Raw genomic sequence first — 12445 nt, 5'->3', positions numbered from 1 at the left:
GACTACATTATCAATATATGTAGTCAAATGCAAAGAGATTGTAGTCTTATGACAAAGAGATTGTAGTCTTATGACAAAGAGATTGTAGTCTTATGACAAAGAGATTGTAGTCTTATAGGCTTTAAAAGCCTTATATAGAAAGGCTTTCAGCTTGCTTAAAAGCATTAAAAGCATTAAAAACAATTAAAAGCCCAAGGAATGAAAAATTGCCCTATGTTTTCGCTACGCTCAAACTCTATTGAACTTCGCTTACGCTCAGTTCTAAGGGGCAATTTTTAGTAAATGACAGATGTGAATCAAATATTGAAAAAGCAACGTCAAAAACAAAAATGGATTCGCTTCGCTCATAAAGTTTTTTTACTCGCTATGCTCGTTCATGAAACAAAGATCTCGAATCGCAAAGCTCTAAAATGACTGTGAATAATTAAATACCGCATTGTAATCAGGGAAAACAGCAAAAATTTGAATTGGGCTTTGTCACTCGTAGACACTCGTTCTGTTCTTATCTCTTAAATCAAAATAGGCTTCATTTACTCTCATTTGCGTTTTTAGGCTTCTTTTCAATAAAAGACAATGGATTCTATATCTTTTTATTTAAGTGCTGTTAAAACGCATTTAAACGCAATTTATGGCTGTCTTCATTCAATTGAAAAATAGACTTAGCCATTTATCTATTCAGAAAAAGAAAGACTATCTTAAATTTTTAAAACTTAGGTTTGCATAATTGAAGAGTTGAGCAGGAATATGGCTGAATTGCATTCAATAAAATTGACACTATAAGATGTTTTTAGATTTTATTTTTCATACATTGTTATCCTATATAAATCAATGGATTAAAGATAGTTATGTATGAATTTTTTGATCTTTATATTTTTTAATAGTTTGTAAGTTGTTGATTTTTGGCATCCTGCAAGGTGCGTATGGTGTATCCCCAAAAAAGGGTGTTTCTAGGAATAAAAATTTTAAATTATTAAGTGGGTTTTTCGCTATTTTGAGCTTTTTAGGGCGTTTATGTTTAATGGTTTAATAAAAAAATGCAGAAGTAATGTAAAAGTTAGGTATTTAGTTGTAAAAATTAGGTATAAAGTTTTTATAAATTAGCAAAAAGTTGCAAAAGTTATGTAAAAAGAATGTAATTAATCTATATATTGGATTTATTCCATCTGAGAAAAATTGAATATGAAACGGAAGAAAAGTGTACGGTTTTTTCTCCTTTTACCAATCATTGAGCAACTTATAAGTGAGGGGTATACGCAACAATCTATTGTTGAAAAACTTCAAATGGATCATGAGTTAGATCTGAATCTGAATACATTTAAAAGCTATTTATATCGATATCGTTCACAGGATAAAGAGATTCAAGAAAAACCTTCTTTTGATAGGCCAAAAAAAGAAATTACCTCTAGTTTCTTATCTAGTTTTCAAGACGCCGAAAAAAACAAGAATGACTCAGAGCGAAAAATAAGCACAGGTGTAAGTCGATCTCGTGATAAAGCCAAAGCACTATTAGAGAGCTTATCTCTACCTAAATGAAGATTGGTTAATAGCAAAACGCCCATGATTCATGGGCATTTCGCATAAGGTGTATTATGTTAATTTTAGAAAATTTTAAAAATCCATATCAAAAATAGTATTTTGACTAAATTAATAACCCAATTTTCTCTTCTACTACCTTAATTAAGCTTCCTTGATGAATCATGTCTTTTAATGTGAGGATATGAGGGTATAAATACATATCATTTTCCATGGCTGGCACGCTTTTTCTAATTTCTTGCAATACGGCTTGAGTGGCACTACCTGGAGTAAATTCTTTCTCCATAAATTGATGTGCCTGATAAACAGAGAGTAATTCTATTGAAAGAATGTATTCTAGTTTACTTACAATACTCGCTGCTTTCTTTGCTGCGTTATAACCCATAGAAACGTAATCTTCTTGCCCGCCACAAGTCGAAATATTATCTACTACTGCTGGCATAGATAGCATTTTCATCTCATTCAATAACCCAGCTTGGGTGTATTGTGGAATCATTAAGCCAGAGTTTAAGCCGGGTTTCTTAACTAGAAACCATGGATAGCCTGATAAATTCCCATCAATTAAACGCACATTTCGTCTTTCAGACATTTTGGCTAACATCGTCGTCGCAATTGAAGCACTATCAATTTCTAAACCAACATAAGCTGCATCGCAATTACAACTACTCATTGCGTAACCATCATCACCATCAGGCATAATGACAGGGTTATCAGAACAAGAGTTCATTTCATTTTCAATCGTTAATCTGGCATCTGATAATGTTTTTTTGACAGCACCATGTAATTGAGCAATAGCTCTTAAAGAAAGAGCATCTTGTAGTCTATGGTCGATGTGAGATTGAGCAATATTTGAATCAGCCAAAAGTTTACGAATATTTTCTGCTGTTTCTTTTTGCTGAACATGTAACTTTAAGTTCATTACTTTTTCATCAAAGGCTCTTAATGTTCCTTTCAATACTTCTAAGGACATTGCTGCAATAATATCAGCAGATTTAGACGCTTGTAACATGTCATATAAAGATAAGGCCGCTAATGCTGTTGGGCTGGTCGCTCCATTTAACAGGGCTAATCCTTCTTTTGTAGCTAAAGATAGTGGTTCCAAGCCGGCTTTTTCTAATGCTTCTTTTGAGTTTAGCCATTCACCTTGATACAACATTTTTTCTTCGCCAATGAGGCTTACAACAATATGTCCTTCAACAGATAAGTAGCCCACGGAACCATCTCTAGGAACAAAGGGAGTTAAGCCAAGATTTAAACATTGTCTAATTAATTCAACAGTTTCAAATCTAATGCCACTATAGCCTAACCCTGTGTTTTGAAGCATCATGAGCATAATTGCTCTCACTTCTTCTTCAGGCATTTTTTCACCAACCGAAGTTGCATGAGTGATGACAATATTTCTTTGTAGAATGGCAGTATCTTCTTTTGAGATGACTTCTGTACATAACACGCCAAAACCAGTTGTAATGCCATACATGACTCGTTCTTCATCAACCCATTTATCGACTAATTTTCTTGATGCTTTAACTCTGTCGATATAATTTTTTGAAAATATGACTGGTACATGCTGTCTAGCTACAGCAACTAGATCATCTATTGTAAGGTTGCTATTTGTACCTAACTCTATTGTCATACGAACCTTCCTTAACTCTTTTATTTTAAACGCTACAACTTGTCATGTAATGTATATACAACTAGTGGCGTGTGTCAAATAACTCATCATTTAACATAATGGGCATTATGTTAAATTTTCAAAAAATATAGTAAAAATGGGGGCTTAAGGCTCCCATTTGAGATCCAAGAAAAGTATGCCGAGTCGTAAAGCTCAAAAGAGCATCATTGAGCAAAGAAAATTAAATCCTGTGCTTGACTCTTGTGGTTAAAAACAGGACATTTTAATTGGGAAATAACAGCATCTTTAAGATTACTTTAAGATCAGTATCTTATCTTTATTCATACCCTCTGAAACGTTCTCGTTCAACCGACTCGGAAACAAGTCGGCTTTTTTATGTGTAGTTCTGATATATTCCGCCAACAAGAACGCTCAATATTCAATCAAAATGATTTATTGTTGTGATTTATCAACTCATCCACTGCTTAAATTATCCCCAATTTCTGCGGACAACTCTTGGGATGAAAAACAGCCAAATTTGTACGCTCTGGCGTACATTAATTCAAGCCCTTTGCGTCTATGCCACTTCGTTCTAACATCTTATCATGAGGACATAGAGAGCAGGATGCTCCGACAATAACAATAAAATTTCTACATACGGATAGTGAGGTACGACAGGAGTTATACCTAAGCACCAAATACGTAAAAAAGCCCAACAGGATGTTGGGCTTTTTTATTGCCTGTATCTTTTAGATCAGGCTTGGATGTACATCTAGAATGCGAATTAAAGTCGCTACTGGGCCAGTCGGGTATCTACCCCTTGTTCCCAGTTCTGTAAGGTTCTCGCACTGATATGTAAGCGTGATGCAAATTCAACTTGGCTCAACCCAGTCTTTTCACGGACTTCTTTAATATCAGGTAATTCAAGCTCGGTAAACCGTCTAACTTTCAGGGGGAAGATCACCTAGCGCCCATTTTTATCAAATATTCCATTTTAAATTGCTAGACGTAAATTAAGTGCTTTGACCACTTTAATTAGAGTTATTTAACCTAAAAAATTTATAACAAAAAAACTAATATAAAAGATACGAATTCATCAGTAAAAAACATATTATAATATTTAAGACATAAATTATAGATATGAAAAATGTTAAAAAAATATAAACTTAGTCACTATATCTTTCCATTAATATTCTGTTATTTTTCTACGGATGCCATGGCTACTATTAATGTATATGGTCCTGGTGGACCAGCACCAGCTATACATGAAGCTGCAAAGCAATTCAAAAATAAGACAGGAATTCAAGTAAATGTCACTGCTGGACCCGCGCCACAATGGACTGAAAAAGCTAAGTTAGATGCAGATATATTCTATAGTGGCTCTGAGGCCATGATGTCTGATTTGGAGTTAATATTTTCTGAGCAGATTGTAAAGGATTCTATAGAACCCATATATCTACGTCCTGCTGCTATTTTAGTCAGAAAAGGTAATCCAAAAAATATTAAAGGTTTTAAGGATCTTGCTAAGCCTAATACAAAAGTTTTAGTCACACATGGTGCAGGACAAGTAGGTATGTGGGAGGATATTGCGGGTAGAACTGGGAATATTCAGTTAACTAAGTCCTTTCGACAAAACATTGCCATGTATGCACCCAATACAGGAGTTGCCAAAAAAAATTGGGAAGAAAACAGCAACTATGATGCCTGGTTAGTTTTTAATATTTGGGGAGTTAGTAATCCAGATATCGGTCAAATTATTCCTATAGAACCACAGTTGGTTATTTATCGTGATACAGGTGTTGCATTAACACAACATAGTTTAAAAAACTCTGAAGCTAAAAGTTTTATAGAGTTTTTAAAATCCCAACAAGGTAATACTATTTTTAAAAAATTTGGTTGGAAAAAATAATTTATCTTTAGAAAAGATAAGTCAAAATAGTTATGTTTTTTTAAATATCTATTGAAAAACTATCTTCATGGATAATTAAATAAGTGACTTTAATAATATTGTATTTAATCGCGGATAAAAAATTGACTTGAAAAAAAAGTGGCTGAAAGCTATTAGGGAGTTACCATACAACCTACGCCACGAAAAGGAATGGCTCAATTATCAAAAAGATACAGGCTTAGAGAGAGAAAGTTTTTATAAAGCACTTTCAGGTGATGTAAATCCAAGTTTAAATTAAAAGGACTAAGCCCTGTCGAATACAGAACTCAGTCCTTAAAAGCTGCTTAATCAAACCGTCCAACTTTCGGGGTGCAGATTAGGATGTTGGGCTTTTTTATTACAAAAAAAAAGCCCAATCCATAAAGGAGTTGGGCTGAAAAAGGATGTTCCTTGGGAGATACATCCAGAGGGTAACTGGTATAACAACAATCATATGATAGTTATACTAAAACATAAAACAGATTGTTTTGATAAAAATGATCTGTTTTAACGATTAAAATAGAATGAAAGCTTACTTCGCATAAGAGATTTTATGTTAAATAGCCCAAACCACGGACAAGCGTAATCTCATCTCCTAAGTTACTGTCATTTCCAGATCTATTAGTTCTTCCAATTTTCATTATTTATTAGCACTGAAATATCGAAAATAGATTCCTTGCATAACATCCGTTGCTTGAATATAGTCTAAAAAATTAATTATTTTATAGATAGATACATGAGCTTACTTCATAGAAAATCATCAATGGTACTATTCGCCTTAGAACAGGCAATTGGTGAACTAGTTTTAGATAAGGAAATTGTTGATATACCAGATTCAATTATTCAAGAAATATCTGAAAGAGAAACCTTGAAAGGGCGAAGTTTTGATCCTTCACAAATTAAAGACGTAGTAGAAGCAACTTACTTAGATGAATTATTTCGAATAGCAATAAATGCATCTAAAAATGATTCAAAGTGTAATCTTATAAAATATCTGTATTCTTTATTCCATAATTTCGAAGTTTATCTAATAAGAAATGCTGTCAGTCATCCTAATAGAAAATTTCTAGATTATTATTGGTATCGTTTAGCTGCTTTAGCAACTGATCCTGTTGTTGATCTCTTAGACCTTAAGAAAGTTAAAAATGCATTTGTATCTGCTCAAGAAGGAATTCTAGAAGACCCTCCTGAGGAATGGATTAATAGAATAATTTGGCAAACACCTAATAATTTACCCAAAAATTTTGAGCATGCTATTACTGGTCTCATTGGTCGACAGAAAGAAAGTAAGCAACTAGAAAGTTTCATTTTGCATCCAAGAATAAATACAGTAGCACTTGTGGCTCCTGGTGGATTAGGAAAAACTGCTCTAGCATTAGACCTACTTCAAAACTGGGTGCATAGCCCAAATACACTTAAACATTTAGATGGTGTAATTTTTATAACCCTAAAAACTGAAAAATTAACTGCGAATGGTATACAGACACTGTCGGCTATACAAACTTTGGAAGAACTAAAGGGGAAAATAGTAGATTCTTTTAACGAAGTATTTGATGAGGAAGAAACTAATTTTACTGATTGTCTAAAAAATAATGAAGAAAAACATATCTTATTATGTATTGATAACCTAGAGACTATTTTACGTGATGAACAAGAAATATTTGAGGATTTTAATAACACCTTACCACTAAACTGGAAAGTACTTATTACTAGTAGAGTTACTGTTGAAAATACTAAGACCCTGAGCTTACAACCATTAGATAATAAAAATGGAGAAATATTAGCAAGAAAATATCAACAATCTAAAGGAATGGTAGCATTAGATCAGCATACTTATTCTGAAATTGCGAGTAGATGTTTCTGTAATCCATTAGCTATTAGATTGACAATAGACTTAATTAATTTAGGGAAAGATATACCAACTTCTCTAAATAACGCTCAGAAAAGTATTGGTGAATTTTCCTATAACAACCTTATAGAATCTTTGAATGAAGTATCAATTCAAATATTAGAAGCAATATTTGTTGAAACAAATTCAACAAGAGCTAGTTTATGTAATTTATTAGAAAAAAATCTAGATGAAATTTCAGATAGCATCGGTGAACTATCAAGGACGAGCCTTATTATAAAAAGCTCTAAAGATGATGTAGAAATATACTCATTGAATGATTCTATTAAAGAATTACTATTAGTTTCACCTCGCAATATGCTTACTAGAGGCCAAGTTCAAAGAAAAATATTAGAACAAAAAACAAAAGTTAGGGAAATTGATTTTCATCAAGAAAAAAACCAATATCCTATATGGCATCGTGACTTTATTTCAGTAGATACACCAGAAGCCCTGAAAATATTAGTTAAAGAAATCAACAAAATAGTAAATAAAAAGCATTTGCAAGATTATTCTATTCTTACTGATATATTCCGAAAGCTTAAAGATCAAGAAATGGTATTTTCAGAATACTCTATCTATCATAAATCTATGGCAAAAATGCTAGGAAAATTAAAAGACAATACTGGGCAGGAAACGTCAATTTTAAGAGGATTAGCTATCTCACCAGAAGATCCAAGCATCATATATATGCTTGCTAGGTATTATGCAGATCAAGGTGATTATGAAAATTCTAGTCAGCAGTATGAAAAATTAATAGATATGGGATGGATTAAAACAGATGAAGTAAATATTGGTTTCTCTAAAACAATTTACAATGGCTATTTTTTAAGTCTTATCTATGGCAAAAAAAGTGATATTATTTTAGAAAAAACTAAGGACTGGAAAGAGCAGGGACCATTTATTCCATTAATTGGTGTATATAGAGCGACAGCTTGGAAAAGGATTAGTGAAACCTATGCTCCAGATCAAATTAATGACAAAGAATCTTCTTTAAACAGTGCTTTAAAAATTTTTGATGATATCTTTAGGAATTATGGTTACTTTAATGAAGCCTGTAAACAAGCAACAAAAACCTTTGAGGAAGTAGTTTTTTACTGCAATAATAATTTTTCAAATCCTAGTAAAATTAAGGAGTTTTTAGATATTATCTATAAACACTTTATTTCCGTTTCTGAAAATCATCTTACATATAATTGGTCAGATTTATTAATAAAATTCAAAAACTTAGATTTTAAAGATAATCCTTTCAATCAGGAAAATACTTTGCAATCTAGGAAATCAGAGGTAATCAAAAAGTTTCTTGATGGTATTCAAGAGAATAGCTATAAGTTTGTGAGAATTACCCAAAAAAATGAATATACTCTATTTGCTTTAGATTGTAATGATACCTCTTACTTCTTACATAAGAATCAATTTAGTGGCCCTAGTCATTGGAAAAGTTTGACCAATAGCGATATTCTTAAAATTTTACCTTATCCACCAGATTCTAAGAAACCCGCTATTAAAGTAAGAAATGCCTATAGTACTTAAAAACTGAATTTTAGCTGATACTTTGAGATGTGGATTTAGCTATGTTTCAAAGTTACACAACTTTATGAGTATATTGATTTTCTAGGCTAACGAAGCAAAGTACTTGTATGGCTGGCTATTTCTGATAGTTATTATTTCAGGTAAATAATACAAAACTCATTATATTAGTTTTCCTAAAATTAACATAATGGCCGTTATACGAAGTCAAAAATGGGAGCTTATAGCTCCCATTTTTAGTCTTTAATGCGTTTCTTCGCTTCGTCATAAACTATGCTGTCAGCTCGTTTCCCAACGGTGATGAGCAAGATGACTACTTGATCATCTTTGACTTGATAAACTAGTCTGATTCCAGCCTTTAATAATTTAATTTTATAGCAGCCTGCAAGATCACCTCTGAGCATATTCTTAGGAATATGTGGCTGCTCTATGACCTTGGCGAGTTTCTTCTTAAATTGATCTCTGATAGCACTGGGAAGTTTTTCCCATTCAGCTGTGAAGTCCTTATGACGTAAAAGCTTATAAGTCATCTAAAGTAATTTCCTCGAACATTTCTTTAGGGTCATTAATTCGCTTGCGTACAGTCGCTAATAATTCAGCATCTTCTTCTGAGAGCAATGCTTTTTGAACAGGTAGCTTTCCTGTAGTCGCAATATACTCAAGGATGTTGGTGAAGAATTCAGTTGGTGCAATACCTTGTTCTTTTAGGACAGAAAATGATTTTTCTTTTAGGGCTTCATCGACCCTGAAGTTAACAGTAGCCATTACTTTTCCCATTTGTTGAATGCCTATGGATATTGTAATGCAATTTGCATTACATGGATAGTTCGTATAACAACCATTATGTTAAATGGGTATTATTTTTATATGTTTCTAATTAAGTAATATATAATTAACTAAATTTATTAATTTTTATAGATACTTATATGAATCTTGAAGAAGTAAAAAAAATCTTATCTGAATCACAGCAAAAAGATTGGATTATTGATGATGAATCAGGGTCTTTTACATATAAAGATGACTTAAATCTTCATATTGAAAGAGCACAATACGAAACTTATCGAGATTTTAATGAACCTTGGGCAACTTCCCATCCAGATCCTAAAGCAGTTGCTGTGGAATATACTGTTAAATATGGTTCTTCATTTGTAGATAAAAAAACTTTAGTTTCAGTTGATGGACATAGAGCAACATTACCTATGCCTAAATCTGCTACAGATTTACATGTCAAAAAATCGGATATTAACTTCGCTAAAATTGTTAATGTTGGCGGAAATGTTGATGAATATCTAAATCGTGCTGGTCTTGTGGAAGATAGCAATGATTGATGACAAAAAAATTATTAAATATTTAAAAGACCAAAAACCAAGAAGTACTGGGCATAAAGTCTTAAGTAAAGATGAATTCATTGACGGGGTTATTGCTAAACTATCTTTTGACGATGGTTCAGTAACTGAAGCAAAATTTTGGGTAATACTGACAAAGAATCACAACTCCTATGCTGAAAATGAAAGTCAACTAATTCAAGTGGTTAATACTGCTATTTCTAAGAATCAAGACAAAGTTCCTTTTTGGGATAGAGTGTTTAATATTTCTGGTTGGATAGCCTTGGCTATAGTTATAACAGTTATATTTATTGCACTTTCTAGTCCAACTCATGATGTTCCAGAGTTTTTTAAGGCGGCTATGTTAACAATTTTAGGATTTTATTTTGGTGGTGTTATTAACAATAAAAAGATAAAAGTTGCAGAGAGTTAGTAAATGTCTGTAATGACTAAATTGTAGATAATCTAAAATTAACATAATACACCTTATGCGAAATGCATCAATTAACTTGAATTAAATCAATATATTGAGATCCATTAAAAAGCCCAGTTTGAACAAACTGGGCTTTTTAATGGATCATTCATGCAATATGCCTATTTTCTCAGCAATTTGAGTGTGTATTGATAATCCTGACTGTACAATCACTTATCTTGCTCTTGGTCTTTTTGAAGCTGTTCCCGCTCTTTTTTAAAGGCACGTTGATCCATGACACTGGCAATCATCATGATGGGAATGCAGATAAATAGAAAGGCAATCGCTTGTAGGATTTCTTTTAGTTTATTCATGTTCAAAACTCCTGTAAGAGTTTAATCCTCATTGAAGACGGCATTCAGGACTCGTCCAAATAAGCCACGTTTTTTAGGTTCTTTTTGGGATGCCTTATAGTGTGTTATTGACTTGTCTTGTGGTGCATCATTGGGATGCCTTATGTTTGTTTCATAGGACGTTTCATTCTGCTCCATTGCCTTATTTGTATGGATTATAGGTGTTTCATATGTATTGTCTTGTGGTGCATCATTAGGTTGTTTCATGGTTGTATCGTGAGACAATTCTTCAGTATTTTCTTTATGTCCTATAAGTAATTGAAAGCGGTCTATCTGATCTAAATAGCGTTGCTCTCGATCTTTATAAGCTTCAATTTCTTTTTTCATGAAATCTACTAACTGACGTAAATCTGCATTATCTTTGGGGGGATTTACGATTTGGTTGGTTTCATTTTTTTTAGTTGGTTCACCAAAGCAACGGATGACTTCTGATACATCAAAAAGATTATCAGAACTTCGAGACAAGCGACCTTCTTTAATAGCTCTATATAGCGTAGAACGGCTAACATTAAAGCGTTTAGAAACCTCACTTAGTGATAACTTAGCCATTTACAGTATCCTTTTGATTAGATGGCATATATCCCACTTTTTTTAGGTATGGATAGAGTTCTTTAAATCGTTCAGGATCTTGTAACATTTCAGCAATACGAACAGCAAATTGTTGAAAGCTCTCTGTTCCTTGTGAATATTTTCCCATATCAGGTAACTCTGAAAGTTTATTAGCAAACAAATGACGTTGCGAATCTGTCATTCGAGAAAACAGATCAAAATTATTATGAGCGCTCTTAACTTCAGTTACTGGAGCATTAACTTTTTTAGGTTTAAAAGTAAATGATAAGCCTGAAATAGACCTTCCTTTTTTGAATTGTTCATATTCAACAGTAATATCAGTTAAATGATTAATTTGTTTTATAGCTGGCTCTAATACCCGATTTTTGAAGTTAATCATTTTCTGATATTCATTGGTTTCTAAACCTAATTGTTCTCGAAAGTCTGCTAAATCAATGACTGGAGTTTTACCAACCTCTTTCCATGAGATTAACAATTCGTATAAGCGGATAGCATATTTACTAGTTAATTGAGCGACTTGTTTTAATTGGTAACTAGTAAAGTGTTTCTCTAATCTAGTGATGAGAGGAACAACATCGGGAGCAAATGTAACTTCTAGAATAGCAAGATCATCTATATAGGCGATTCTACTAACCCATCGTGATTTGACTACAATTTCTTTGTTAGTATCTTTATGATTATCTTTAAAAGAAAATTTTCTTTCAAAAAGATTATGAACAGCATTTTTTAATGCACTGTAAGCTGCTTCCTTAGTTACATCAAAGCGTGTTGCATAGTCAGAAGCATGTATCTCTAATTTACTATCAGAAGTAATCCCTTGTTCTGTTTCTCTAGCTCTTATGATAGATAAGAGTATTAGCCGTTGCTCTGTAACTTCTAGATTATAACTAGCATTAACAAGAATATTATCTTTGACAACCAAATCACTTTTCATAGAACTACATATTATTAGTGTTGTTGAGACTACATTATCAATATATGTAGTCAAATGCAAAGAGATTGTAGTCTTATGACAAAGAGATTGTAGTCTTATGACAAAGAGATTGTAGTCTTATGACAAAGAGATTGTAGTCTTATAGGCTTTAAAAGCCTTATATAGAAAGGCTTTCAGCTTGCTTAAAAGCATTAAAAGCATTAAAAACAATTAAAAGCCCAAGGAATGAAAAATTGCCCTATGTTTTCGCTACGCTCAAACTCTATTGAACTTCGCTTACGCTCAGTTCTAAGGGGCAATT

General features: G+C 32.6%; 11 protein-coding genes and 1 pseudogene. 5 read left to right on the top strand and 7 right to left on the bottom strand.

What is annotated here, in order from left to right; all coding sequences use genetic code 11:
* The first annotated feature begins 1179 nt into the window (after positions 1-1179).
* A complete protein-coding gene (locus tag B9T28_RS14605) occupies positions 1180-1533 on the top strand; it encodes a hypothetical protein (protein ID WP_086204709.1) in 354 nt (117 codons plus the stop codon).
* Between the two features lie 106 nt (positions 1534-1639).
* Here the strand turns inward: B9T28_RS14605 and B9T28_RS14600 are convergent, their stop codons facing one another.
* Positions 1640-3166, bottom strand: a complete 1527-nt coding sequence (locus B9T28_RS14600; protein ID WP_086204708.1) for an HAL/PAL/TAL family ammonia-lyase — start codon at positions 3164-3166, stop codon at positions 1640-1642.
* A gap of 728 nt (positions 3167-3894) precedes the next feature.
* Positions 3895-4097, bottom strand: a pseudogene (locus B9T28_RS14595) (helix-turn-helix domain-containing protein); the annotation flags it as partial.
* 264 nt (positions 4098-4361) lie between these two features.
* On the opposite strand from B9T28_RS14595, the gene B9T28_RS14590 reads away from it, so the two are divergent.
* On the top strand, positions 4362-5054 hold the full coding sequence (locus B9T28_RS14590; RefSeq protein WP_434057144.1) for a substrate-binding domain-containing protein: 693 nt from the start codon (positions 4362-4364) through the stop codon (positions 5052-5054).
* A gap of 754 nt (positions 5055-5808) precedes the next feature.
* Entirely contained in the window at positions 5809-8493 is a 2685-nt protein-coding gene (locus tag B9T28_RS14585) for an ATP-binding protein (RefSeq protein WP_143222624.1), read from the top strand.
* 233 nt (positions 8494-8726) lie between these two features.
* Here the strand turns inward: B9T28_RS14585 and B9T28_RS14580 are convergent, their stop codons facing one another.
* Both B9T28_RS14580 and B9T28_RS14575 read right to left on the bottom strand, forming a co-directional pair.
* On the bottom strand, positions 8727-9020 hold the full coding sequence (locus B9T28_RS14580; RefSeq protein WP_086204705.1) for a type II toxin-antitoxin system RelE family toxin: 294 nt from the start codon (positions 9018-9020) through the stop codon (positions 8727-8729).
* Entirely contained in the window at positions 9010-9255 is a 246-nt protein-coding gene (locus B9T28_RS14575) for a type II toxin-antitoxin system RelB/DinJ family antitoxin (protein ID WP_074947748.1), read from the bottom strand. Before B9T28_RS14575 ends, B9T28_RS14580 begins: the two co-directional genes overlap by 11 nt.
* A 161-nt stretch (positions 9256-9416) precedes the next feature.
* Between B9T28_RS14575 and B9T28_RS14570 the strand changes: the two genes are divergently transcribed.
* Positions 9417-9818 carry a hypothetical protein gene (locus B9T28_RS14570; protein WP_086204704.1) on the top strand — a complete coding sequence of 134 codons (402 nt, stop codon included), beginning with the start codon at positions 9417-9419 and terminating at the stop codon, positions 9816-9818.
* Positions 9811-10248 carry a hypothetical protein gene (locus B9T28_RS14565; protein WP_086204703.1) on the top strand — a complete coding sequence of 146 codons (438 nt, stop codon included), beginning with the start codon at positions 9811-9813 and terminating at the stop codon, positions 10246-10248. The genes B9T28_RS14570 and B9T28_RS14565 overlap by 8 nt, the downstream gene beginning before the upstream one ends.
* 209 nt (positions 10249-10457) lie before the next feature.
* On the opposite strand, the gene B9T28_RS14925 is transcribed toward B9T28_RS14565, so the two are convergent.
* The 3 genes from B9T28_RS14925 to repM are packed head-to-tail and all read right to left on the bottom strand — an operon-like array spanning position 10458 to position 12144.
* Entirely contained in the window at positions 10458-10601 is a 144-nt protein-coding gene (locus tag B9T28_RS14925; RefSeq protein WP_171263537.1) for a hypothetical protein, read from the bottom strand.
* Between the two features lie 21 nt (positions 10602-10622).
* Positions 10623-11189: a plasmid replication DNA-binding protein gene (locus tag B9T28_RS14560; protein WP_086204702.1), complete on the bottom strand. Its 567-nt coding sequence runs from the start codon at positions 11187-11189 to the stop codon at positions 10623-10625.
* Positions 11182-12144: a replication initiation protein RepM gene (repM, locus tag B9T28_RS14555; RefSeq protein WP_086204701.1), complete on the bottom strand. Its 963-nt coding sequence runs from the start codon at positions 12142-12144 to the stop codon at positions 11182-11184. Before repM ends, B9T28_RS14560 begins: the two co-directional genes overlap by 8 nt.
* Positions 12145-12445: the final 301 nt, after the last annotated feature.

It is taken from the genome of Acinetobacter silvestris (genome assembly GCF_002135235.1).
Lineage (GTDB): Bacteria > Pseudomonadota > Gammaproteobacteria > Pseudomonadales > Moraxellaceae > Acinetobacter > Acinetobacter silvestris.
The sequence above is the reverse complement of the archived record's forward strand: the minus strand, read 5'-3'. Positions and strand labels throughout refer to the sequence as shown.